The sequence below is a fragment of the Streptomyces sp. NPDC048255 genome (genome assembly GCF_040652415.1).
In the GTDB taxonomy this organism is placed as follows: Bacteria; Actinomycetota; Actinomycetes; order Streptomycetales; family Streptomycetaceae; genus Streptomyces.
Map to the genome: position 1 here is coordinate 94,563 of NZ_JBEZMA010000002.1, position 22,047 is coordinate 116,609.

The 22,047-nt window shown below is 70.5% G+C and carries 23 protein-coding genes, 1 tRNA gene and 2 pseudogenes; 13 read left to right on the top strand and 13 right to left on the bottom strand.

Annotated elements, in window-relative coordinates; all coding sequences use genetic code 11:
* Positions 1-3: 3 nt before the first annotated feature.
* A complete protein-coding gene (cobF, locus tag AB0D94_RS02875; protein WP_362044642.1) occupies positions 4-756 on the bottom strand; it encodes a precorrin-6A synthase (deacetylating) in 753 nt (250 codons plus the stop codon).
* Positions 757-774: 18 nt separating this feature from the next.
* Here cobF and AB0D94_RS02880 point away from each other — a divergent pair, with 18 nt between their 5' ends.
* The 4 genes from AB0D94_RS02880 to AB0D94_RS02895 are packed head-to-tail and all read left to right on the top strand — an operon-like array spanning position 775 to position 4,056.
* The gene (locus AB0D94_RS02880) at positions 775-1,533 is read left to right on the top strand and encodes a (Fe-S)-binding protein (protein ID WP_362044644.1); all 759 of its coding nucleotides are present in this window, start codon (positions 775-777) and stop codon (positions 1,531-1,533) included.
* Positions 1,530-3,014 (top strand): lactate utilization protein B, encoded by a 1,485-nt coding sequence (locus AB0D94_RS02885; RefSeq protein ID WP_362044646.1) that lies wholly within the window; start codon positions 1,530-1,532, stop codon positions 3,012-3,014. Before AB0D94_RS02880 ends, AB0D94_RS02885 begins: the two co-directional genes overlap by 4 nt.
* Positions 3,011-3,643 (top strand): LUD domain-containing protein, encoded by a 633-nt coding sequence (locus tag AB0D94_RS02890; RefSeq protein ID WP_362044648.1) that lies wholly within the window; start codon positions 3,011-3,013, stop codon positions 3,641-3,643. The genes AB0D94_RS02885 and AB0D94_RS02890 overlap by 4 nt, the downstream gene beginning before the upstream one ends.
* Before the next feature lie 5 nt (positions 3,644-3,648).
* Complete coding sequence (locus AB0D94_RS02895) at positions 3,649-4,056, top strand: VOC family protein (RefSeq protein WP_362044650.1); 408 nt, start codon at positions 3,649-3,651, stop codon at positions 4,054-4,056.
* Here AB0D94_RS02895 and AB0D94_RS02900 read toward each other — a convergent pair.
* On the bottom strand, positions 4,021-4,518 hold the full coding sequence (locus AB0D94_RS02900; RefSeq protein WP_362044652.1) for a DUF309 domain-containing protein: 498 nt from the start codon (positions 4,516-4,518) through the stop codon (positions 4,021-4,023). The genes AB0D94_RS02895 and AB0D94_RS02900 overlap by 36 nt on opposite strands.
* 116 nt (positions 4,519-4,634) lie before the next feature.
* Here AB0D94_RS02900 and AB0D94_RS02905 point away from each other — a divergent pair.
* Positions 4,635-4,708 (top strand) — tRNA-Pro (locus AB0D94_RS02905).
* A 108-nt stretch (positions 4,709-4,816) separates the two neighbouring features.
* Here AB0D94_RS02905 and AB0D94_RS02910 read toward each other — a convergent pair.
* Positions 4,817-4,993, bottom strand: a pseudogene (locus AB0D94_RS02910) (site-specific integrase); the annotation flags it as partial.
* A 221-nt stretch (positions 4,994-5,214) separates the two neighbouring features.
* Between AB0D94_RS02910 and AB0D94_RS02915 the strand changes: the two are divergent.
* Positions 5,215-5,550: an ankyrin repeat domain-containing protein gene (locus AB0D94_RS02915; protein WP_362044654.1), complete on the top strand. Its 336-nt coding sequence runs from the start codon at positions 5,215-5,217 to the stop codon at positions 5,548-5,550.
* Here the strand turns inward: AB0D94_RS02915 and AB0D94_RS02920 are convergent.
* The 10 genes and pseudogenes from AB0D94_RS02920 to AB0D94_RS02965 form a co-directional block, all read right to left on the bottom strand.
* Positions 5,522-6,021: pseudogene (locus AB0D94_RS02920) on the bottom strand (transposase). The gene AB0D94_RS02915 and the pseudogene AB0D94_RS02920 sit on opposite strands and share 29 nt — an antisense overlap.
* A 132-nt stretch (positions 6,022-6,153) precedes the next feature.
* The gene (locus tag AB0D94_RS02925) at positions 6,154-6,363 is read right to left on the bottom strand and encodes a hypothetical protein (RefSeq protein ID WP_362044656.1); all 210 of its coding nucleotides are present in this window, start codon (positions 6,361-6,363) and stop codon (positions 6,154-6,156) included.
* 4 nt (positions 6,364-6,367) lie between these two features.
* Positions 6,368-7,033, bottom strand: a complete 666-nt coding sequence (locus AB0D94_RS02930) for a hypothetical protein (protein ID WP_362044658.1) — start codon at positions 7,031-7,033, stop codon at positions 6,368-6,370.
* Between the two features lie 181 nt (positions 7,034-7,214).
* Positions 7,215-8,477 (bottom strand): glycosyltransferase, encoded by a 1,263-nt coding sequence (locus tag AB0D94_RS02935; RefSeq protein ID WP_362044660.1) that lies wholly within the window; start codon positions 8,475-8,477, stop codon positions 7,215-7,217.
* A 147-nt stretch (positions 8,478-8,624) separates the two neighbouring features.
* Positions 8,625-9,494, bottom strand: a complete 870-nt coding sequence (locus AB0D94_RS02940; RefSeq protein WP_362044662.1) for an alpha/beta hydrolase — start codon at positions 9,492-9,494, stop codon at positions 8,625-8,627.
* Between the two features lie 108 nt (positions 9,495-9,602).
* The gene (locus AB0D94_RS02945) at positions 9,603-10,340 is read right to left on the bottom strand and encodes a class I SAM-dependent methyltransferase (protein WP_362044664.1); all 738 of its coding nucleotides are present in this window, start codon (positions 10,338-10,340) and stop codon (positions 9,603-9,605) included.
* Positions 10,337-11,548: a glycosyltransferase gene (locus AB0D94_RS02950; RefSeq protein WP_362044666.1), complete on the bottom strand. Its 1,212-nt coding sequence runs from the start codon at positions 11,546-11,548 to the stop codon at positions 10,337-10,339. The genes AB0D94_RS02945 and AB0D94_RS02950 overlap by 4 nt, the downstream gene beginning before the upstream one ends.
* A gap of 117 nt (positions 11,549-11,665) precedes the next feature.
* Positions 11,666-12,448: a VOC family protein gene (locus AB0D94_RS02955; protein WP_362044668.1), complete on the bottom strand. Its 783-nt coding sequence runs from the start codon at positions 12,446-12,448 to the stop codon at positions 11,666-11,668.
* Positions 12,449-12,502: 54 nt separating this feature from the next.
* Positions 12,503-13,504, bottom strand: coding sequence for a GNAT family N-acetyltransferase (locus AB0D94_RS02960; protein WP_362044670.1), 1,002 nt, complete (start codon positions 13,502-13,504; stop codon positions 12,503-12,505).
* Between the two features lie 105 nt (positions 13,505-13,609).
* Positions 13,610-14,251 (bottom strand): hemerythrin domain-containing protein, encoded by a 642-nt coding sequence (locus AB0D94_RS02965; protein ID WP_362044672.1) that lies wholly within the window; start codon positions 14,249-14,251, stop codon positions 13,610-13,612.
* Positions 14,252-14,398: 147 nt separating this feature from the next.
* On the opposite strand from AB0D94_RS02965, the gene AB0D94_RS02970 reads away from it, so the two are divergent.
* The 7 genes from AB0D94_RS02970 to AB0D94_RS03000 all read left to right on the top strand — a co-directional run bounded on the left by AB0D94_RS02970 (position 14,399) and on the right by AB0D94_RS03000 (position 22,047).
* The gene (locus AB0D94_RS02970; protein ID WP_362044674.1) at positions 14,399-15,286 is read left to right on the top strand and encodes a LysR family transcriptional regulator; all 888 of its coding nucleotides are present in this window, start codon (positions 14,399-14,401) and stop codon (positions 15,284-15,286) included.
* Between the two features lie 441 nt (positions 15,287-15,727).
* Entirely contained in the window at positions 15,728-16,636 is a 909-nt protein-coding gene (locus AB0D94_RS02975) for a LysR family transcriptional regulator (RefSeq protein WP_362044676.1), read from the top strand.
* A gap of 454 nt (positions 16,637-17,090) precedes the next feature.
* Positions 17,091-17,447, top strand: coding sequence for a hypothetical protein (locus AB0D94_RS02980; RefSeq protein ID WP_362044678.1), 357 nt, complete (start codon positions 17,091-17,093; stop codon positions 17,445-17,447).
* A complete protein-coding gene (locus AB0D94_RS02985; protein WP_362044680.1) occupies positions 17,444-17,875 on the top strand; it encodes a hypothetical protein in 432 nt (143 codons plus the stop codon). The genes AB0D94_RS02980 and AB0D94_RS02985 overlap by 4 nt, the downstream gene beginning before the upstream one ends.
* A gap of 217 nt (positions 17,876-18,092) precedes the next feature.
* Positions 18,093-19,505: a family 2B encapsulin nanocompartment shell protein gene (locus tag AB0D94_RS02990; RefSeq protein WP_362044682.1), complete on the top strand. Its 1,413-nt coding sequence runs from the start codon at positions 18,093-18,095 to the stop codon at positions 19,503-19,505.
* 265 nt (positions 19,506-19,770) lie between these two features.
* A complete protein-coding gene (locus tag AB0D94_RS02995; RefSeq protein WP_362044684.1) occupies positions 19,771-21,129 on the top strand; it encodes a family 2 encapsulin nanocompartment cargo protein terpene cyclase in 1,359 nt (452 codons plus the stop codon).
* 15 nt (positions 21,130-21,144) lie between these two features.
* Entirely contained in the window at positions 21,145-22,047 is a 903-nt protein-coding gene (locus AB0D94_RS03000) for a geranyl diphosphate 2-C-methyltransferase (RefSeq protein WP_362044686.1), read from the top strand.

Below are 22,047 nucleotides of genomic sequence, written 5' to 3' on the forward strand. Positions count from 1 at the left end.
TGCTCAGCCGCGCCGCAGCAGATAGGTGTCCATGATCCAGCCCTTGCGGGCCCGGGCCTCGGTCCGCAGCTCCTCGATCCGCCCGGCGACCTCGGCCAGCTTCCCCGAGACCAGGATCTCGTCGGGCGTGCCGACGTAGGCCCCCCAGTAGATGAAGAGGTCCTGGTCCAGATGGGCGGTGAACGCGTGACGCGCGTCCAGCATCACCACCACGTCGTCCACGTCCTCCGGCCAGCCCTCGGCGAGCCGCCGCCCGGTGGTGATCTGGACCGGCCGGCCCACCCGGTTCAGATTGGTCCGGTGCCGCGCCAGCAGCGCCGAGACGCTGCTGATGCCGGGGACGACCTCGTGCTCGAATGCCACGCGGCCCCGCTCCAGCACCTCGTCGAGGATGGCGAGCGTGGAGTCGTACAGCGAGGGGTCGCCCCACACCAGGAACGCCCCGGTCTCGCCCTCCGCCAGATCCTCCGCGATGAACCGCTCGAACAGCTCGGCCCGCGCGCTGCGCCAGCCGTCCACCGTCGGGGCGTATTGCGCCGGAGTCCGGTCACGGTCCGGGTCGCGGCCCTCCACCAGCCGGTGGCCGGGGCGGGCGTACTCGTCGAGCATCGCGCGCCGCAGCCCGGTCAGATCCGCCTTCTCCTCGCCCTTCTCCAGAATGAGGAACGCGTCCGCCGCGCCGATCGCCTTGACCGCCTGGAGGGTCAGGTGGTCCGGGTCGCCCGCGCCTATACCGATCACTGAGAACTTCTTCACCCGGCTATTCTGCCCGTCATGCGTGTCGCCCTGTTCGTCACCTGCGTCAACGACGCGCTGTACCCGGGAACGGGCATCGCCGTCGTACGCCTCCTGGAGCGGCTGGGCGTCGAGGTGGACTTCCCCTCCGCCCAGAGCTGCTGCGGCCAGCCCCAGTACAACACCGGGTACCGGCGCGAGAGCGAACCGCTGGTCCTGCGTACGGCCCGGGCCTTCGCCGGGTACCGGTACGTGGTCACCCCCTCCGGATCCTGCGCCGCGATGGTCCGCGAGCACTACCCGCGCATCGGCCGCAAGGCGGCCGAGGAAGGAGGACGGGGGACCGCACTGGCGGAGGCGGCGGACTCACTGGCCCCGCGCGTGTACGAACTGACCGAGTTCCTGACCGACGTGCTCCAGGTGACGGACGTGGGCGCGTACTTCCCGCACACCGTCACCTACCACCCCTCCTGCCACGGGCTGCGCGGACTGGGCCTCGGCGACCGGCCGCGCCGGCTGCTGGCCGCCGTCAAGGGCCTGGACCTCGTCGAGCTGCCCGGCGCCGAGGAGTGCTGCGGGTTCGGCGGAACCTTCGCCGTCAAGAACCCCGACGTGTCGACCGCCATGGGAACCGACAAGATCACGAATGCCCGCGCCACCGGCGCGGACGTCCTGTGCGGGGCCGACAACTCCTGCCTCGCCCACCTCGACGGCATCCTGCGCCGCACCGGCACCCCGCTGCGGGCCCTGCACCTCGCCGAGATCCTGGCCGCGACCGAGGAGGACCCCCTGCCATGACCGGTACGGATCTCGGCATGCCCGCCTTCCCCGCCGCCGCCCGGGAAGCCGTACGGGACGAGGTGCTGCGCTCCAACCTGCGCCGCGCCACGCACACCATCCGCGACCGGCGGGCCCGCGCCGTCGCCGAACTCGAGGACTGGGACCGGCTGCGCGCCGCCGGCAAAGCGGTCAAGGACCACACCCTGCGCCACCTCGAGCACTACCTCCTCCAGCTGGAGGAAGCGGTCACGGCCGCCGGCGGCACCGTCCACTGGGCGGCCGACGCCGACGAGGCCAACCGGATCGTGACCGATCTCGTCCACGCCACCGGCGAGCGCGAGGTCGTGAAGGTCAAATCCATGGCCACCCAGGAGATCGGCCTCAACGAAGCCCTCGAAGCGGCCGGGATCGCCGCCTACGAGACCGACCTCGCCGAGCTGATCGTCCAGCTCGGCCACGACCGCCCCTCCCACATCCTGGTCCCCGCCATCCACCGCAACCGCGCCGAGATCCGCGAACTCTTTGCCACCGAGATGGGCCGCTGGGGCCGGCCCGCGCCGGACGGACTCGGCGACGACCCGCGGGAACTCGCCGAAGCGGCGCGCCTGCACCTGCGCGAGAAGTTCCTGCGCGCCAAAGTCGCCGTGTCCGGAGCCAACTTCATGGTCGCCGAGACCGGCACCATGGTCGTCTTCGAGTCCGAGGGCAACGGCCGGATGTGCCTGACCCTGCCCGAGACCCTGATCTCGGTCGTGGGCGTGGAAAAGGTGATCCCGACCTTCCGCGACCTGGAGATCTTCCTCCAGACACTCCCGCGCTCCTCGACGGCCGAGCGCATGAACCCGTACACCACCATGTGGACCGGGCTGGGCCCTTCGAGAGGGGCAGACGGCGACGGGCCCACCGCCTTCCACCTCGTCCTCCTCGACAACGGCCGCACCGACACCCTCGCCGACGAGACCGGCCGCCAGGCCCTGCGCTGCATCCGCTGCTCCGCCTGCCTCAACGTCTGCCCGGTCTACGAACGCGCCGGCGGCCACGCCTACGGCTCCGTCTACCCCGGCCCCATCGGCGCCATCCTCAGCCCCCAACTCCGGGGCACCGCCAGCGAGATCGACGCCTCACTGCCGTACGCCTCCACCCTGTGCGGGGCCTGCTACGAGGTCTGCCCGGTCGCCATCGACATCCCGGAGGTCCTCGTCCACCTGCGCGAACGGGTCGTCCAGGGCGGGCCGGTGACCCGCGAGGGCATCCGCGTACGGATCCGCCCCGCACACGGCCACACCGCCGAACGGGCCGCCCTGCGCGCCGCCAGGCTGCTCCTGGACCATCCGCTCGCCCTGCGCGCCGGCGAGCGCCTGCTGGCCCGGGCCCGCCGCCTCGCCCCGCGCCGGCTGCCGGGACCCGGACGCGCCTGGACCGACAGCCGCGAACTGCCACCCGTACCGGCACAGTCCTTCCGCGACTGGTGGACCCGAGAACGGGAGACCCCCCGATGAGCAGCAAGGACCGCATCCTCGGCCGCATCCGCCGCGCCGTGGGGGAGCCGGGCCCGGTCCCGGACCTTGCGATCCCCCGGGACTACCTCCAGGTCCACGGCTCCCGCACCCCCGGGGAACGGGTGGACCTGCTGGCGGCGAACCTGGCCGAGTACCGGGCCCGCGTCCACCGCACGGACGGCCACGGGCTGCCGGACCTCCTGCGCCGCCTGCTGGCCGGCGCCGCCACCGTGCAGCTCCCGCCCGCCCTCGGATTCGACTGGCCCGACGGACTGCCGGCCGGCCTCCTCACCGACCGGGCCGGGCAGACGGCCCGGGACCTGGACCGGGTGGACGCCGTGGTGACCGGCTGCGCCCTGGCCATCGCCGAGACCGGCACGCTCGTCCTGGACGGCGGCCCGTCCCAGGGCAGGCGCCGCATCACCCTCGTCCCGGACCACCACATCTGCCTCGTCCGCGTCCCCGACCAGGTCGTGGACTCCGTCCCGCAGGCCCTGCCCCTCCTGGACCCGACCCGCCCGCTGACCTGGATCTCCGGACCCTCCGCGACCAGCGACATCGAACTCGACCGGGTGGAGGGAGTCCACGGCCCGCGCACCCTCGACGTCGTCCTCCTCGGCGCACAATAAGGGCCATGCCCGCACACATCGCCCTCACCGCCCTCGTGGTCCACGACTACGACGAGGCCATCGACTTCTACACCCGCGCCCTCGGCTTCGACCTCGCCGAGGACACCGCGCGCCCCGACGGCTCCCGCTGGGTCGTGGTCCGGCCGCCCGGCGCCCAGGAGTCGGCGCTGCTGCTGGCGCGCGCCAAGGACGAGGCCCAGCGCTCGCGGGTCGGCGACCAGACCGGCGGCCGCGTCGGCTTCTTCCTCTACACCGACGACTTCACCCGGGACCACGCCCGGATGAGCGCCGAAGGCGTCCGCTTCCTGGAGGAGCCGCGCCACGAGGCGTACGGCTCCGTCGCCGTCTTCGAGGACCTGTACGGCAACCGCTGGGACCTACTCCAGCCCGCCGCCCGGGACACGTCCTCCTAGCCTCGGCGCCTCCCGCGCGGCATCGACGGCCGGGCCGCCCGCCGCCACCCGGTCGGCCAGCTCCCGGGCCCACCGGACCAGGCCCGGCACGTCGATCCCGTACGCCTCCCCGTCCAGCCCTTCGATCCCGGCGGCCCCGCGCCGCAGCAGCCGCGCCCCGCCGACGGTGTTCCCGCGCGCGGCGTGCGTCAGCCCGACCGCGAGCTGCGCGAGCCCCCGCCACAGCGGGGCCGCCGACGGCGGGCCCGACTTCCAGGCGTCCTCGAACACCTCGTGGGCGTGGAAGGGCATCCCGGCGTCCAGCAGCCGCTGCGCCTCGCGCGTCGTCTCGCGGGGCGAGCGGACCACCCCCTCGGGCTGCCGCTCCACGCCCTCCGCCCCGTAGGGCAGCGGCCGCCCCAGCCCGTCCCTGGGCCGCGCGCTCCGCGCCCGCCCTGCATCGTCCCTGTCCCGTGCGTCCACCCCCTCATCCTGCCCCCACCGATTACCGGTGCGTGCACACCCCTCGCCGTGGGGTAATGTTCTGCATGTGCCGCCGGGACAGGGGAAACCCAGTCGGAGGAACACCGAAGGCACAACGGGACGTGGCGCAGCTTGGTAGCGCACTTGACTGGGGGTCAAGGGGTCGCAGGTTCAAATCCTGTCGTCCCGACTCGAAAGAGTCGCAGGTCAGGGGCCGTTTTGGAGCAATCCAAAACGGCCCCTTGATCGTTTTTGGGGACCAGTTGGGACCAGTTGGGACCAGGGCGGTCGGTGCGGGTCAGATCGCGGTGACGGCCGTGACTGGCAGCGAACGAGGTGCACGGAGCACCATGAGGTGCGCAGACAGCGCGGCACCAGCTGCGGTGATTTGACCGGCGTCGGGGTGCAGGTAGCGCTGAGTGGTGGTCAGCGAGCCGTGCCCGGCGATCTTGCGCAGGACGTGAAGCGGCACGCCACGGCTCCGGGAGCCGGGTCTTCGTCGGGGGCTATGCCTCTGACCGAGTCAGAGGCATAGCGATGCTCAGGCCAGAGCCCGCCGCGGGTAGACGGAGCCAGTCGGTGCGCTCCGATGGTGGGCCGCGAGACCGACTCGGCCCTTAGACGACATCTCAATGGGTGGTGCGGACAGTGCGGATGCCCTTTGGCGGACATGGGCGGGGCCGGTTGAATGGCCTCGTGAACGACTACTGGACGCCTGCCCATTTTGCGGTGGAGCACGAGGACGCCGAAACACTGGCTCGTCTGCTCGCCGCCGGGACTGATCCCAACGAGGTGCAGGGCAGCTCGACGCTCTTGACGCACGCCATTGACGTCGAGGGAGACAGCACCCTGCAGAGCGGGCGCCCTCTGACCGTGCACACCACAGCCATCCTCCTGGCTTTCGGTGCTGACCCACAGCTCGCGGACCCCGATGGCGACACGCCCATGCACGTGGCCGAGCAGTACGACCACACCCTGGCGATAGAGCTGTTGCGCCGACACATCAGCTGGCGAGGCGGCGCAGGCATATGAACGTGCAGGCGAGGCCCGTGAAAGCCAGAAAGTGCTCGGCTTTGCGTTCATAGCGTCGGTGCAGACGTCGACACCCTGCCAGCCAAGACATAGTGCGTTCGATGGTCCAGCGGTGCCGGCCGAGCCGCTGGGAGGTCTCGATACCCCTTCGGGCGATGCGATGGGTGATGCCACGCTCACGTAACCAACGCCGCAGGTGGGAGTAGTCGTAGCCCTTGTCGCCATGGAGCTTGCCTGGCTTCCGTCGCCGGGGCCCCCGGGCGGGAGCGGATCGGCGGTATGCCCTTTCCCGAACGATGCGGAGGGGACCTGCTGCCATGTGCATCCCGACGTGGCCACGAACACGATCGCGGCCAGCACCTCCCGGTCGCCATGCCGGGGGCGACCACCACCCTGCGGCCGCGACGGCGCCTCCGGCACCACACGCTGAAACAGCTCCCACAACTCGTCCGGCGCCAGCCGCTCAACGATCCCCACCACGACCGGCAGCCTACCGAGCCAACCAATTGAGATCACTTCGTAGGCGCGTTGTCAGCGAACTGAGTCGTCTGTATCGGCGCCGCCCAGTCCGCTGACCAGCTGTGTGGCTGTGTCCACGTGGGTTCACATATGCCAGGCGCGGCGGCTCACCCGACCGCTCCACCCAGAACTGCCCGAGGAATCCATCGCGGTGTCGGTGGCCTCCGAGTAAGTCCACTGCGGCTCCTCCAGCCAGTGCGGCTGCCTGCTCAGCCGAGGGGCGGCCGGGTCCGGGGCGGGGCCGTCGGCGGGGGCGGGCTCGTAGACCACGGGGCGGAACCGAGGAGGCTCCATGCCCTCAGCAGGACTGGAAGAAGAACTCGGCGTTCTTGCCGTCCGGCGAGAGAAGCAGGTAACCGACACCGGTGTCACCGAAGTTGACATCGAAGGGCAATTGGCAGGAGTCGAACTGGGCGACCAGCTGCCAGCCCTCGCCCGGCAGGCCGTCGCCCTGCAACCAGACCGGCACCACATCGGGGCCGCCGAGCTGGTTCATCCGGATGCTGCCCGCGGCGTCCTTCTGGCGCTCTTCAAGCAGCTCCTCCAGCCGCCACGCCCGGTTCTCCTCGTCCTCGTCCTCGACCGGCTCCATTTCCCGCTCGACACGGGAGAAGTCGACCTCCTCCTCCACCCGGAGCAGGTGGACCCGGTCTAGGTCCGTCGGCCCGGTGGCCGCCGCCCGGGTCTCGAAGGACTCGGTGACCTGCCCTCCCGGCTGGACGACGGTGGCGTGTTCACCGGAGAACCCGATGGCGAACAGATACACCATCCGATCCCCGTCCCCGCCGACATCCGCCGCCGGTACCCGGAACTGCCCCATGAACGGAGCGAGTTCGTTCTCGTACGGGTCGACCGGCCACTGCGGCTCCTCCAACCAGTGCGGCAGGCCGCCCAGCCTGGTGCCGTCCGTGACGGCTGCCTCGGCGTCACTCGCCGGGTGGTAGGACGTGAAGCGGTACCGCATATGGATCCCCCGTTGTCGACCGCCTGTTGTGCTGCCGCACAAGCTATCGCCCGTCACCGACAGCCTGGGCCGCTGGCCCGTACCGCAGCGACGTACGACATCTCGAAGTACGGCCCGCAGGACCCACCCCAGCCGGTACGGACACGAGGCACCCCCAGTGCGCGGACCCGTCTCGTCCCTCTCAGCTGACAGCGTCGAGCAGCAGTTTCGCGGCCACCATCGCACCGTCGGTGTGGACCGTGCCAGCCACGGTCCTCGCCCGGATGGAGGTTTCGGGGTCTAGGGTCGTGTCGAGCGCGGTCGACAGGGACTCGACGGTCGGCACCGGGCCGTCGTGGGCTACGCCGATGCCCAGCTCGGCCACCCGGCCGGCCCAGTAAGGCTGATCCGCCAACTGGGGCACCACCACTTGGGGAGCGCCGGCACGTGCGGCCGTCGTCGTCGTGCCCGCGCCACCGTGGTGCACGACTGCGGTCACTCGCCCGAACAGTTGCTGGTGGTTGACCTCGCCGACGGCGAAGCAGTCGTCCTGGTCGTCGATGAGGCCCAGTTCCGCCCAGCCGCTCCCGACGAGGACCCGGCGGCCCCGCGCGCGGACCGCCTCGATGGCCACCCGGGCAGCCTCCTCGCCTCCGCGCACGGCCATGCTGCCGAACCCTACGTACACGGGCGGCGTGCCTGCGTCCAGGAAGGCTTCCAGATCCGGCGGGAGTGGCCGCTCGTCGGGCAGCACCCATGCGCCGGTCTGTACGACGTTGAGGTCGGGCGTCTCCAGCCATGGGTCCAGCACGGGGTCCGTCGCCAGCCACGGCTGCTCGCCGAAGGCGTAGTCGCGGACGCTGGCCACCGGGGGCAGGCCGATCGACGCCCGGTTGGTGTTGAGCCCTTCACCGAACAGCGCGTTGATGCTCTGCGCGTCCAGGTCCCACAGCGCCCGGTTGTCGGTCACCTCCGGCGGGAACGGCCGCCCGGGGTATGCCAGCGGCGGGCGGTGCGGGGAGGGCAGGGTGAGCTGCTGGAAGATCGCAGATACGTAGCCGATGCCCAGCTTCTCGGCCATCGACCGCGCACCGGCTATGGCTGGCATCGCGCCCGTCGCGACCAGTACCTCGCACCCCTCGGCGGCGGCGGGTATCACCTGGAACTGGCTGGCGATCAATTCGGCGGCACGCTGGGGCAGATTGGCCTTCGATGGCGGTGGCGCCGCGGTCGTCAGCTTGCGCGCCGACTGCCCGACGCCCACCATGGACACGCCGACGCCGGCCAGTCGCTCCGCGAAGTCCTCGTCCGGCGGCGCGCAGACCCTCACCTCCGCGCCGAGTTCCCGCAACCGCACCGCGAGCCCCACCAGCGGTTCGACGTCCCCACGTGACCCATAGGTCGACAACAGCACACGCACTTCGTTGATCTCCTGTTTCTGCGGTTTCTCTGCCAGGCCGGCCATCCTGGGCCGGCCTGGAGCCCGGGTGACGGCTGCGGCGAAGGCTGTCACCCGGGCTGTGTCCGGTCTCAGTGCCGGGACGGTCGTGAGTGCACCCACAACGGCACGCTCGTTCCTCGTCCCACCACCGAACCGTTCAACTCATTGCGATCAGGCCTGAGCTGACGATGCGGGGAGCGTGGCGATTTCGCCCAGGACGCGGGCCGCCGGCTCGGGGTCGACCAGCCACTTCAGGTGGCTGCCCTCGAGCGTGCGGACGTCGTACGGGTTGTCCGGCGTCAGCGCGTCGCCCTCACGGATCAGGCGGTCCTGCAGAGCAAGCGGCAGACTCGTGTCATCGGCCAGGCGAATGAAGGTCTTGGGGATACGGCCCCAGGTCGCGGCCTGCGCCCGGTCGGCGGGGCCACCAGCGTCCAGGTTCTCGTCGGGCTGGAAGGTGTTGAGGAAGGAGAGGAACTGCTCGTCGGTGCCGTCCGCAAGGAGGGCCGCTTTGAGCACCACGAGCGCGTCCGGGTCCGCGGTGCGGAAGTTGACGCGGAGCACGCCGAGGTCGGCGGGATTCCCGGCCAACGCTGCGGCGAAGGCGGCGGGGTCGACCGTGGCCATCTCCGGCTCGGCGTAGTAGCCGCCCACGTCGAGAGTGACCGGGGCCCAGGCCGAGACGTAGACGAGGCGGTCGATCAGGTCCGGGCGGGCATTGGCCGTGGCCGTGACGGTGGCGCCGCCGCGGCTGTGGGCGACGAGGATCACGGGGCCGTTCTGCTTGGCCCGTTCGAGGATGCCGATCAGGTGGGCGACGTTGTCGGCGAGCGTGACGCCCTTGATCGAGCCGGGCGCGGTGGCGAGCCCGGCGGGGTCCTGCGGGGCCTGATAGGCGTGGGTGAAGGTCGCCTGGAATCCGTGGCCGGGCAGATCGACGGCGACCGAGCGGTGCCCGAGGAGGCCGAGTTCGGCCTGAAGGGGCGCGAAGGAGAAGGAGCTCGCGAATGCTCCGTGCACGAGTATGAACGTCGGTTGCATCTGTTCCTTCTTCACTTTCCGGCCACCGCGGGTCGGTGGCGGTCATGGCGGGGCCCCCGGGCGAGGGGGACGTCTTGGGGTGCGCGGGCCTGCCGGGGGCCTACGCGATCAATCCGAGGTCCGACGCAGCACCAGGCAGACGAATCCGAAGCTGTCCCGGTACCCGTGCAGCCACCGCGAACGCTGGGCGTCGGCCGTCTCCAGCACCTGCGCGGCGGCCGGATCGGCAGGGTGGTCCAGAGCCCATGCGGCCAGCGAGCCCCAGCAGGCCCACTCGTAGGCGTCCAGCTCAGCGCGGGTGCTGACGTGGCCGTGGACAGGGGTCCACCCGTCGGCGACCACGAGGTCCACCGTGGTCGCCAGGTCGGCGAGGTCACCGAACATCTCGACGGCCGCAGGTGACGGGGTGCGGTCCCAGAACGACTCGCCGAGCAGGACGCTGCCTCCGGGAGCCAGGTGCTCGCGGGCTGCCGCGAGGGTGGGGAGGAGACCGCCGAAGGCATGCGTGGCGCCGACGCTGATCACCAGGTCGAACGGCTCTGCAGAGGTGAAGTCCGCGGCCTCCAGCTGGTGGAGTACCAGGCGCTCGCCGACTCCGAGTTCGCTCGCTGTCCGGCGGGCCTGCGTCAGGGCGACCTCGGAGACGTCGACGCCTTCGGCGTGTACGCGGGGGCGGGTCGCCAGGGTCTGCAGGAGCCACTCCGCCGTGCCGCATCCGAGGTCGAGCACGCGCTCGTCGCCTCGGGGCAGGCCGCGTTCGAGCAGCCGGCTGACCGAGTCGTCGTCGAGCGGGGACTTGATCGGATGGTCGGTATGGGCAATCTGGGAAATTTGTTCGCGGTTCATCGCGCGGCGTGCTCCAGGTCGAGGAGCAGCTTCGCGGCCACTGTCGTGCCGTCGGTGAGGATGGTGCCGGCGACGGCCGTCGCCCGTGCTGCGGTTTCGGGGGTCAGGGTCGTGCTGAGGGCGGCCGACAGGGACTCGAAGGTGGGGGTCGGGCCGTCGTGTGCCGCGCCGATGCCGAGTTCGGCCACGCGGGCGGCCCAGTACGGCTGGTCCACGAATTGCGGTACCACGACCTGGGGTGCGCCGGCGAGCGCGGCGGTGGTCGTCGTGCCGGCGCCGCCGTGGTGCACGACGGCTGCGACCCGGCGGAACAGCACCGGGTGGCTGACGTCGCCGACGGCGAAGCAGTCGTCGGCGTCGTCGGCCAGGGCCAGGTCGGCCCAGCCGCGGGAGACGAGGACGCGGCGGTCCTGTGCGCGGGCGGCCTCGACGGTGATGCGGGCGATGTCGGTGCCCGTGGTCATGGGCATGCTGCCGAAGCCGACGTACACCGGCGGCGTGCCGGCCTCCAAGAACGCCTCCAGATCGGCGGGCAGAGGTCGTTCGTCGGGCAGGATCCACGCTCCGGTCTGCAGGACGTCGAGGTTCGTGAGCTTCTCCCACGGCCCGAGGACCGGGTCTGCGGCCAGCCACGGCCGGTCGCCGAAGACGTGGTCGCGGACGTTGTCCACCGGCGCAAGGCCGATCGCCGCGCGGTGGGCGTTGAGGGGCTTGAGGTACAGGGCGTTGACCTTCTGGGCGTCCAGGTCCCACAGGGCTTGGTGGTCGGTCATTCCGGGCGGGGCCGGCGGGCCGGGCCGCGGCGAGGGAAGGTAGTGCGCGGAGGGCATCTCGAACGGGTGGAAGCCGGCGTACACGTAGCGGATGCCCAGCTTCTCGGCGACCGAGCGGGCACCGGCCGGCATCAGGCCGCTCGCGACTAGCACGTCGCAGTCCTCGGCAGCCTTGGCGACCGTGTCGAAGTGCGCGGCGACCAGCTCGGCCGCGAACGCGGCCGCGTCCGACGGCGGCGCTTCCGTCCGCAGCGCGCGCACGTCCCGCCCGTAGGGCACCAGTTCGGCGCCGACACCGGCCAGCAGTTCCGCGAACTCCACGTCCGGCGGCGCGCACACGCGGACCTCCGCGCCGCGACTCCGCAGCTCGGCGGCCAGTCCGGCCAGCGGCGCGATGTCGCCGCGTGATCCGTACGCCATCAACAGCACACGCATGTCGTGTTTCTCGTTTCCTTGTGGATGCCGGCCTCGGCCGGCGATTGCGCGGGAGGGATCCGGTCGTTGCCGAAACCTCCCCGGGAGCAGGGGCAGGTTCGTTCGCGGCAGTCGCGGTCATCGTGCCCAGGGCAGTTCGCGGGTGCCCTCGGTGCCGGGAACGGAAGCGACCCCGTCGCAGCGCATCGCGACGTGGGCCTCGGCCCGTTCCGGGGCGTGGATCCGGCGGACGAGGCCGGACGGGAGGATCAGGCTCTGGCCGGCCAGGACCTTGTGGGTGTGGCCGCCGCAGGTCACTACCAGGGCGCCCTCGGTGACCGTCCAGACCTGCTCACGCGTGATGGAGTGCTCGGGACCCGTCGCCCCGGCCTCCATCGCGACCGTCCAGGTGCTGAGTTCGGCGCTGCCGCGACTGGGCGCCGCCAGGCCGGTCATGGTGGCGTTCGGCGAGACGGTGACGCTCTGCGCCGTGGGGGTGATCACGTGTGGGGCGGTGTCCTCGTCAGGATCGGCGGGGCGGTCGGGGACTGCCCACTCGACGAGCTGGACGACGACCCCGTTGGGGTCGGTCATCTGGAACAGGCGCTCGCCCCACGGCTCTTCGCGCAGCGGCATGGTGATGGGGGCGCCGGCCGCGCGCAGCCGGGCCTCCTCGGCGTCGAGGTCGGCGACCGTGAGCGCGATGATCAGGCCACCCGCCTCCCGGTTGCGTTGCTCGGCGGGCAGGACCTCGGTGCCCTTGCGGAGCAGGACGATGTCGACGGCGGCGTCCTCGCGGGTCAGGGAGGCGAAGCCGTCGTCGGCCATGGCCACCTCGTAGCCGAGGTGGGTGCACAGGAAGTCACGAGAGGCGTCGACGTCGGCGACGGTCAGGGACAGAGTGGAGGTGGAAACGTTCACGGCAGCTCCTTGGCCGGTGTGCGATGGGTGGACGAGCCGGGGTGTCAGGCGCTCTCAGGCCGTGGGCACGTCGAGCTGGAACTCGCGGGTGCGCCGGTAGGAGCGGAAGCCCAGGCGGTGGTTGACGGCCAGCATGTGGACGTTGCTGTCGGCGTTGTCCGTCTCGATCTCGACGACGCCGGGATGCTCGGCGCGCAGCCGCCGTGCCATGGCGGCCTTGACCCACAGTCCGAGGCCGTGGCCGCGGTGAGCGGGCACGACCGCCGTGTCGTACTGCTGGGCACGCGGCCCTGCGCCCCCAGGGAGCACGATCTCGGTGTAGCCGGCCATGGTGCCGTCGTCGTGGACAGAGGCGATCGTCAGCAGGGTGTCGCCGCGGTCGGCGACCACCTTGCCCATGGCACGCACGCGCTCGGCGTCCCATGCCACGCTGCCGTAGTCCAGGTCTCCGACGGGCATGTCGTTCATCGCGTTCTTGGCCGTGGCGAACGCGTCGGCGAGCTCGTCGGGAACCGTGCCGGTCCAGCCGGTCAGGCGGTAGCCGGGGTGCTCGGCGTCGGCGGTCCGCAGCAGGTCGGCCATGTCCAGTTCGTCGAGTCGCAGCATGAGGTGGTCCAGGGTGAGCGCCTGGCGGAAGCCGTGGCGCTCGCTGAACGCCTCGCCCGGACTGTCGGCCGCGGTCGTCGCGACGAGGCTGCGCCGGCCTTCGGCGCGGCAGGCCGCCACGGCCGCCGACAGCAGGAGAGAGCCGGTTCCCAGGCGCCGGTGTGCGGGATCGACGTGGAGTTCCAGTTCGGCCAGGTGCTGCTGGCCCGGTGAGGTGAACAGCCGCAGGCCGGCGACTCCGGCGGGGACGCCGTCCGCCGCAGTGGCGAGCCACGTCAGCCGGCGGCTGCCGAGAGCGGGCTGCGTGAGCTGGGCAAGAATCTGCCCGGGGTCGGGGGCAGGTACTCCGGGCAGGTCGTGGGCCGTCGAGGCGGCGACGAGCCGGTGGCAGGCGGCGGCATCGGCGTCTGAGATGTTCTGGAGCGGAGTGACGTGTACAGAGGGGGACACTGTGTTGGCTTTCGTGGTCGAAGGCGAAGGCGAAGGCGAAGGCGAAGGCGAAGGCGAAGGCGAAGGCGGTCGGGCGATGGACCAGGGGCCGGCGCTGAAGGCGCGTTAGGCCGTGGTGCCTGGACTCCAGCGGTCGAGAGCGGCGTAGGCCGGGATCCACCGGGCGGTGCAGGCGGCGTACGCGGGCGCGGGCAGTTGGGCGAGGAGCCTCGTCGCGGTCGGCTTGTCGGCACCGTCCAGGAGCCAAGGCAGCAGAACTGGTGCGTCCTTGCTGATGTGCCGGGCGTGGACCTGGCTGAAATGGGCCCACTGCTCTGTGGTCAGCGTCCGCCGGATCAGCGGGAAGGCCGTGTCCTCCTCGTGCGTGAGGTGTCCGGCCAGGCCGCGGGTCAGCGCGTCGGTGAGCTGGCCCAGCCGCAGGGGGGCGGCTCCGGGCACGGCCAGCAGCTCGTCGATGGCCTGGATCACCGCAGCGACGGCGGCGTGTTCGGCTTCCATCACCTCCAGCAGCCCCAGGTCCTTCGGACGGCCGGCCAGATTCCGCCGCAACGACGGCCACAGCGCGTCGTCCTCGGCCGCGTGGTGCGCGCGGAGGGCCTGCTTGAACAGTGTCCATCCGGCAGCGGTGGCCAGGACGCGCACAGGGTCACAGTCCGCGGCGGTGGTGACCCGGTCGAGCTGAGCCAGGTCCCGTCGCAGGGCGCCATGCATCGCGTACATCACGGTCAGGTCCAGGGCGTCGCTCATCGGGCCCGACGGATGCGGCGTTCTTCACGGTTCTTCATGCGTGCATGCATGCCTCAAACGATCTTGCGATCCGTGCATATGATCAAGCCACACTTTCACGCGGTTCGATAACCGCAGGGTTATCGATCGACATGGGGGCCGGGGTCGGTGGAGCTGCGGGACATCGAGATCTTCCTCGTACTGGCGGAAGAGCTTCATTTCGGACGGGCCGCACAGCGGCTGCACGTCTCCCAGGCCCGCGTCAGCCAGGCCATCAAGAAGCAGGAGCGGCGCATCGGGGCGGAGCTGTTCGCCCGCACCAGCCGTACGGTGCGCCTGACCGAGGTCGGCCGGCAGTTCCGCGACGACCTGCAGCCGGTCTACGCCGGACTGCATGAATCCCTGGAGCGGGCCCAACTGGCGGCGCGCGGTATCACCGCACGGCTCCGTGTCAGCCTGATGCCCTTCAACATGGTTGACCTGCACCCCTACTGGAAGGCGTTCCGTGCGCGGCACCCGCACTGGGGACTCCAGATCCGCCAGGCAACCTTCACCGACCTGTTCGGCCAGCTCCGCAGTGGTGCCATGGATGTCGCTGTCCTCTGGCTGCCTGTGGAAGAGCCAGACCTCACCGTCGGACCGATCCTGTGCACCGACTCCCGGGTCCTTGCGGTGGCCGACGACCACCGGCTCGCGGCACGGGACTCCGTCCCACTGGAGCTGCTCGCCGAGTTCCCGCACAGCACCGCCCTCGACCTGCCGGACTACTGGGAGGACGGCTACCTGCCTTTCTACACCCCACGGGGCCGGCAGATTGAGCGCACCGTGCTCGCGGACAACTCTGATGAGCTGATCAGCCTGGTCGGTATGGGCGACATCATCAATACCTTTCCCGGTCATGTCACCAGGTACTGGGGCATGTCGAACATCCGATTTCTTCCCGTCCCGGACATCGCCACCTTGAACTTCGCCTTGGTCTGGCGGACCGACGCCGAGAACGACCTCATCCGCGCACTGGCCGACACGGTGCGCGACCTGGGTGTATTCCGCTTCTGACGCAACCTGCTGGCTCCATCGCGTCGAGGCGCCGCAGCCTTGTGGATCGTTCACCAGGCCCGCGACCTCTTTACCGAGGGCGAGCCGGACTGCGGCGTCCGTATCAGACCCCGCAGCATCGTTGCGTGGAGCTCGGCGGTACCAGTCTGTGTGTCGGCCGAGGTTGCCGCGCGCATGCTGGTGCACCTGCCCGTGCCTGCGCCGGCCCGGAGCATGCCACAGCCGGAAGCCGGAAGCCGGAAGCCGACAGCAGGTAAGCGCGTCAGCTCTTCGGGGACCTCCCACTCCCGGTCGCTCCGGTCGCTGGCCAAAGCCCAGCTGTGCGAATGCGGCGTTCCTCACGGTTCTTCATGCGTGCGCGCACGCCTCAACAGGTTTTGGATCCATGCATATGATCAAGCCATAGTTTCACGCGGCTCCACAGCCGCTGGGTTATCGAGCATGGGGGCGTGGCCAGTGGAGCTGCGGGACATCGAGATCTTCCTCGTACTTGCGGAAGAGCTGCATTTCGGCCGGGCCGCAGAGCGGCTGCACGTCTCCCAGGCCCGCGTCAGCCAGGCCATCAAGAAGCAGGAGCGGCGCATCGGGGCGGAGCTGTTCGCCCGCACCAGCCGTACGGTGCGCCTGACCGAGGTCGGCCGGCAGTTCCGCGACGACCTGCAACCGGTCTACGCGGGCCTGCACGAATCCCTGGAGCGCGCCCAGCTGGCCGCCCGCGGCATCACCGCACAGCTCCGCGTCAGCCTGATGCCCTTCAACGTCGCCGATCTCCACCCCTACTGGAAAGCGTTCCGCGCACGCCACACGCGCTGGGGACTCCAGATCCGCCAAGCAACCTTCACCGATCCGTTCGGCCAGCTCCGCAGTGGTGCCATGGACGTCCTGGTCGCCTGGCTGCCCGTGGAAGAGCCCGACTTCACCGTAGGGCCGGCCCTGTGCACCGACCCGCGAGTCCTTGCCGTGGCTGCCGACCACCGGCTCGCGGTACGGGACTCCGTCCCTCTGGAACTGCTCGCCGAATTCCCGCACGCCACCGCCCTCGGCCTGCCGGACTACTGGGAGGACAGCTACCTGCCCTTCTCCACCCCACGCGGCCGGACTCTCGAACGCATCACGGCCGCAGCCTCGGACAACGCCGATCAGCTGATCAGCCACGTCGGCATGGGCGACATCATCCACACCTTCCCCGGACATGTCGCCAGATACTGGGGCATGTCGAACATACGATTCCTCCCCGTCCCCGAGATGGCCACCCTGACCTTCGCCCTGGTCTGGCGGACCGAAGCCGAGAACGACCTCATCCGCGCCCTGGCCGACACAGTGCGCGACCTGGGGGTAGTCCGCTTCTGACGCAGCTTGCCGACCCCGCCACGTCGTCCGCGCTGCAGGTTGGGCGCATCGTTCACCAAGCCCGCGATCTCTATACCGAGGGCGAGCGGGACTGCGGCGTCCGTGGCAGGCCACGGCGACGCGGGGGCGGTCGACACGCCTGACGAGGCCCGCTACGGCCCCCTCCGAGACGGCGCGTCCGTCCATGCGCGCCTCCTACCCGCCGGTGACGGTGATCAGCTCTGTCGTTGATTGGCACGGTCCTTTCTTCTCGGGCGGCCCAGGTAGGACTTGGCGGGGTGGAGAGGAACAACGTTCTTGAGCAGCGCCAGACGCACGGGTGGCAAGGCTCGTTCCTTCCCGGTCCGCGATGTCCTGCAGGGACAGATGGTCCTGTTCGTACCAGGTCCGCCACCGATCGAGACGGGTGGCGATGTGCTGGGTACGTCGGTTCAGGGTGCGTGCGAGGCGGGCGATGGGAGAAGTCGCCGCCGGGCACGGCCTGATGGAGCTGGGCGACGGTGATGCTGCTCGGGTCAGGCCCGGGAAGACCCAGGTCGCGCAGTGCGCCGTCAGGGAGCCCGGGCGTCCACTGGAGTGGCTCGTCGACGCCGTGCTCGTCGAGGATGGCTCGCGCGGTGTGGGTGAGCAGGTCTGCTTCGGCGGGCAGGATCCGCCAGCGGAAGCGCTGGTACTGCTGACGTTGTGCTCCGGCACCCGGTGCGAGGTCCGGGTGCGCGAGGTGCGGCGGCGAGCCGGTCAGCTCGGCCCCGCGAAGACGGCGGCGCGCGTAGTCGATGGGGGCGCCGTGGCTGGGTGCCGGCGTCCGTGACGGCGCCGCAACGGGACGGGGCGCGGCGCTGCTGGCCCGCCAGGCCGGCTCCCGGCCGGTTCGGCACAGCCGATCTCCAGGGCCGCCTCTCCACCTTCAGCCGCATCGTCTACACCATCGGCCAGGAGGCCGACTACCCCGGCGGCGCAGCCGCCTTGCTGGACCCCGGCATCCGGCTGGTCGCGGTGCTCGTACCGGACGGCACGGAGGTCAACGGCCTCAGCGACGCGCCGGGCACGCTGCGGGTTTTGGGCGCGGCCAGTGTCACTCGCGGCGTTCTGCGGCTTACCGTCGCGGACCAGCCCGTACTGACCGACAAGATCAAGGCACAGGCGGACGCCCTGCCGCCGGACGCCCGCACCATCGACCCCAGCATCCGCTACCACGCCGGGCGGATCGCGGAGATGGACCGGACTTTCCGGCGATGAGGGACAGGGATGCCCGTCGGCCTCCCCGGTCAACCCCGTGCGGGGCAAGATCGCTGCATCGAGGTAATACGGCGGCTCATCAGAGGCAGTTGGTCACATCGGCCGATACTGTTCCACCGGATCTGGACGGATTCCCGGATATTCGCCCTCTTTTTATCTGTTTTCCGGTGATGTGCATGTACGCGGATCGCCGCCCTTGCGAAGGAGAGCTCGCCCGATGACCGTTGACACCAGCCCGGAAGCGCAGCTGGAGCCGCCCCAGCAGTCCAGCCTGAGCACGGCAGCCGCCCGCAACCTTGCCAGCACGACCAAGTCCGCCCCGCAGATGCAGGAGATCACCTCCCGGTGGCTGCTGCGGATGCTCCCGTGGGTGGAGACGAAGGGCGGCACGTACCGGGTCAACCGCCGGCTCAGCTACGCCGTCGGCGACGGGCGCATCGACTTCGTCCAGGACGGTGCCACCGTCCGGGTGATCCCCCGCGAGCTCGGCGAACTGGCCCTGCTGCGCGGCTTCGACGACGAGGAAGTGCTGACCGCGCTCGCCGGCCGGTGCGTCCAGCGAGACTTCCGTCCCGGCGAGGTGCTGGTCGAGCGCGGTACCCCGTCCGAGCACATCCACCTGATCGCGCACGGCCGGATCAGCCAGACTTCCGCCGGCAAGTACGGTGACGAAGTCGCCATCGCCGTGCTCGCCGGCGGCGACCGGTTCGGTGAGAACGCCCTGCTGGACGGGGCCGCCGGGTGGGACTACACCGCCACCGCCGAGACCGCCGGCACCCTGCTCACCCTGTCCCGCGCCGACTTCGCCGCCGTGCTTTCCTCGGCGCCGAGCCTCCAGGCCCACGTCCGGGAGTTCAGCGCGCTGCCCCACCAGCGGCAGAACAAGCACGGCGAGGCCGAGATCGCGATGTCGGCCGGCCACACCGGCGAGGCCGAACTGCCCGGAGCCTTCGTCGACTACGAACTCAAGCCCCGCGAGTACGAACTCTCCATCGCGCAGACCGTGCTGCGGATCCACACGAGGGTCGCCGACCTCTACAACGGGCCGCACAACCAGACCGAGGAGCAGCTCAGGCTCACCATCGAGGCGCTGCGCGAGCGGCAGGAGCACGAACTCGTCAACAACCGGGAGTTCGGTCTGCTCCACAACGCCGACTTCAAGCAGCGGCTCCAGACCCACTCCGGCCCGCCCACCCCGGACGACCTCGACGAGCTGCTCTGCCGCCGCCGTGGCACCAAGTTCTTCTTCGCCCACCCCAAGGCGATCGCGGCGATCGGACGTGAGTTCAACGCCCGCGGGCTCTACCCGGACCACGTCGACGTCGGCGGGCAGTCGGTTCCGGCCTGGCGCGGGGTCCCGATCCTGCCCTGCAACAAGATCCCCATCAGCAAGGAGAACACCAGCTCGATCCTCGCGATGCGAACCGGCGAGGACAACCAGGGCGTCATCGGTCTGCGCCAGACCGGTCTGCCGGAGGAGTACGAGCCCGGCCTGTCGGTGCGCTTCATGGGTATCGACGAACGGTCGATCATCTCCTACCTGGTTTCCACCTATTACTCCGCCGCAGTCCTGGTGCCCGACGCGCTCGGCGTGCTGGAGAACGTGCAGATCGCCCGCAGGCGCGACTAGGCCCTGTCCGGGCGATCTCCGCGGGCCCGCGCTGCCTGGTACGGCGCCTCGCCGCGTTGTCGGACCGCGCGAGTACGGCCGAGTGCGAGCTGCGCTCCTCCGCCTTGCGATGCACCGCACCAGACGACGCGGGCTGATCCACGAAGATCACCCGGACATTACCTGGAGGACCTGACCCCCCGGTCACGACAGCCCGGACCCTCCCGGGCCGACCGGGCATGCCCGGGATCCGGGACAGCCCACCCACCTCACCAAGGAGCTACGGATGCCCGATCCTGGGCTTTCCCCTCTGCAGTCGAGCCTGCCTGCCACCGCCGCCCGCTTCGGGGCCCATGTCCTCGCCCACGCGCACGCCTCCGGAACGGAGGCCACCGTCGGTGACGCCCGGCCCGCCCTGCCTTCCGGGCCCGCCCTGCCCTTCGTTCCCGTCGTCGCCGCAGGGGCCGTGCCCGCGACGGTGCCCGCATCCGACGACCTGGTCGCCCCGGTCGCTGAGCACGTGGGGGAGGGCGCGGCGGCGGTGAGGCGGCAGAGCTCTGCCCTGGAACGGATCCTGCGCGGTCCCAGTGGTCTGGGCACGGCGAGCCTGCACCCGGCCCGGCGCGCGGAGCCGTCGGAGACCCCGGCGTCCGAGGCGCCGGTGGCGGGCCGTCCGATCCCGGGCCTCTACTACCACCCGATCCCGGAGCCCGATCCCGCGAGGGTGGAGGAGGTCAGCCGCAGGATCAAGGCATGGGCGCTGGACGAGGTCGAGCTCTACCCCGAGGACTGGGAGGACCAGTTCGACGGTTTCTCCGTCGGGCGCTACATGGTCGCCTGCCATCCGGACGCTCCGACCATCGAGCACCTGATGCTCGCCACGCGGCTGATGGTCGCGGAGAACGCGGTCGACGACTGCTACTGCGAGGACCACGGCGGCTCGCCCATCGGCCTCGGCGGACGCCTGCTGCTGGCGCACACCGCTCTCGACTCCCTGCACACGACGAAGGAGTACCAGCCGCAGTGGGCGCTGTCGCTCCATGCGGACGCCCCGCGGCGCGCCTACCGCTCCGCCATGGAGTACTTCGTCCAGCAGTCCACCCCCTCCCAGGCCGACCGGTACCGGCACGACATGGCCCGTCTGCACATGGGGTACCTCGCCGAGGCCGCCTGGGCCCAGACGGAGTACGTCCCCGAGGTGTGGGAGTACCTGGCGATGCGGCAGTTCAACAACTTCCGCCCCTGCCCCACCCTCACCGACTCCGTCGGCGGCTACGAACTGCCGGCGGACCTCCATGCACAGCCCGCCATGCAGCGGGTCATCGCGCTCGCCGGCAACGCCACCACCATCGTCAACGACCTGTACTCGTACACCAAAGAACTCGCCAGCCCCGGCCGGCACCTGAACCTGCCCGTGGTGATCGCGGAACGTGAGGGCCTCTCCGACCGGGAGGCCTACCTGAAGGCGGTCGGGGTCCACAACGACCTCATGCGCGACTTCGAGGCAGCGGCCACCGACCTGGCCGTCACCTGCCCCGTCCCGAGCGTGCTGCGCTTCCTGCGGGGAGTGGCCGTGTGGGTCGACGGCAACCACTACTGGCACCAGACCAACACCTATCGCTACAGCCTGCCCGATTTCTGGTAAAGATGGGATGTATCCATGACTAGCACCGATCTCAACACCTCCTCTGCCACCGCCACTTCGGCCGGTACCTCTGCGATCATCCCCGCCCCGGCGACGCCCTATCAGGGCGACATCGCCCGTTACTGGAACAACGAGGCCAGGCCCGTCAACCTGCGTCTCGGCGACGTGGACGGCCTTTACCACCACCACTACGGCATCGGCGACGTGGACCACGCCGCCCTCGGTGACGCCGAGGACGGCGCATACGAGAAGAACCTGATCGCCGAGCTGCACCGCCTGGAGTCGGCGCAGGCCGAACTCCTCTTGGAGCACCTCGGCCCCATCGGGCGGGACGACACGCTCGTGGACGCCGGCTGCGGCCGCGGCGGCTCGATGGTCATGGCCCACCAGCGCTTCGGGTGCAAGGTCGAGGGCGTCACCCTGTCGGCCAAGCAGGCCGACTTCGCCAACCAGCGCGCCCGCGAACTCGGCATCGAGGACCACGTCCACGCCCGCGTCTGCAACATGCTCAGCACGCCCTTCGAGACCGGGCAGGCCGCGGCCTCGTGGAACAACGAGTCGAGCATGTACGTCGACCTGCACGACCTCTTCGCCGAGCACTCCCGCATCCTCGCGGTCGGCGGCCGCTACGTGACCATCACCGGCTGCTGGAACCCGCGTTACGGCCAGCCCTCGAAGTGGGTCTCCCAGATCAACGCGCACTTCGAGTGCAACATCCACTCCCGCCGGGAGTACATGCGCGCCATGGCCGACAACCGTCTCGTACCGCAGGCCGTCATCGACCTCACGCCCGCGACCCTGCCCTACTGGGAGCTGCGGGCCACGTCCCGCCTGGTCACCGGCATCGAAGAGGCGTTCACCAACTCCTACCGGGACGGCTCCTTCCAGTACCTCCTGATCGCCGCCGACCGCATCTGA

Excerpts from the sequence above, each read along its gene's own strand:
- AB0D94_RS02880 (WP_362044644.1), top strand. The coding sequence starts at position 775 with ATGCGTGTCGCCCTGTTCGTCACCTGCGTCAACGACGCGCTGTACCCG.
- AB0D94_RS02885 (WP_362044646.1), top strand. The coding sequence starts at position 1,530 with ATGACCGGTACGGATCTCGGCATGCCCGCCTTCCCCGCCGCCGCCCGG.
- AB0D94_RS02890 (WP_362044648.1), top strand. The coding sequence starts at position 3,011 with ATGAGCAGCAAGGACCGCATCCTCGGCCGCATCCGCCGCGCCGTGGGG.
- AB0D94_RS02895 (WP_362044650.1), top strand. The coding sequence starts at position 3,649 with ATGCCCGCACACATCGCCCTCACCGCCCTCGTGGTCCACGACTACGAC.
- AB0D94_RS02925 (WP_362044656.1), bottom strand. The coding sequence starts at position 6,363 with ATGGAGCCTCCTCGGTTCCGCCCCGTGGTCTACGAGCCCGCCCCCGCC.
- AB0D94_RS02930 (WP_362044658.1), bottom strand. The coding sequence starts at position 7,033 with ATGCGGTACCGCTTCACGTCCTACCACCCGGCGAGTGACGCCGAGGCA.
- AB0D94_RS02935 (WP_362044660.1), bottom strand. The coding sequence starts at position 8,477 with ATGGCCGGCCTGGCAGAGAAACCGCAGAAACAGGAGATCAACGAAGTG.
- AB0D94_RS02940 (WP_362044662.1), bottom strand. The coding sequence starts at position 9,494 with ATGCAACCGACGTTCATACTCGTGCACGGAGCATTCGCGAGCTCCTTC.
- AB0D94_RS02945 (WP_362044664.1), bottom strand. The coding sequence starts at position 10,340 with ATGAACCGCGAACAAATTTCCCAGATTGCCCATACCGACCATCCGATC.
- AB0D94_RS02950 (WP_362044666.1), bottom strand. The coding sequence starts at position 11,548 with ATGCGTGTGCTGTTGATGGCGTACGGATCACGCGGCGACATCGCGCCG.
- AB0D94_RS02965 (WP_362044672.1), bottom strand. The coding sequence starts at position 14,251 with ATGAGCGACGCCCTGGACCTGACCGTGATGTACGCGATGCATGGCGCC.
- AB0D94_RS02975 (WP_362044676.1), top strand. The coding sequence starts at position 15,728 with ATGGGGGCGTGGCCAGTGGAGCTGCGGGACATCGAGATCTTCCTCGTA.
- AB0D94_RS02980 (WP_362044678.1), top strand. The coding sequence starts at position 17,091 with ATGGGAGAAGTCGCCGCCGGGCACGGCCTGATGGAGCTGGGCGACGGT.
- AB0D94_RS02990 (WP_362044682.1), top strand. The coding sequence starts at position 18,093 with ATGACCGTTGACACCAGCCCGGAAGCGCAGCTGGAGCCGCCCCAGCAG.
- AB0D94_RS02995 (WP_362044684.1), top strand. The coding sequence starts at position 19,771 with ATGCCCGATCCTGGGCTTTCCCCTCTGCAGTCGAGCCTGCCTGCCACC.
- AB0D94_RS03000 (WP_362044686.1), top strand. The coding sequence starts at position 21,145 with ATGACTAGCACCGATCTCAACACCTCCTCTGCCACCGCCACTTCGGCC.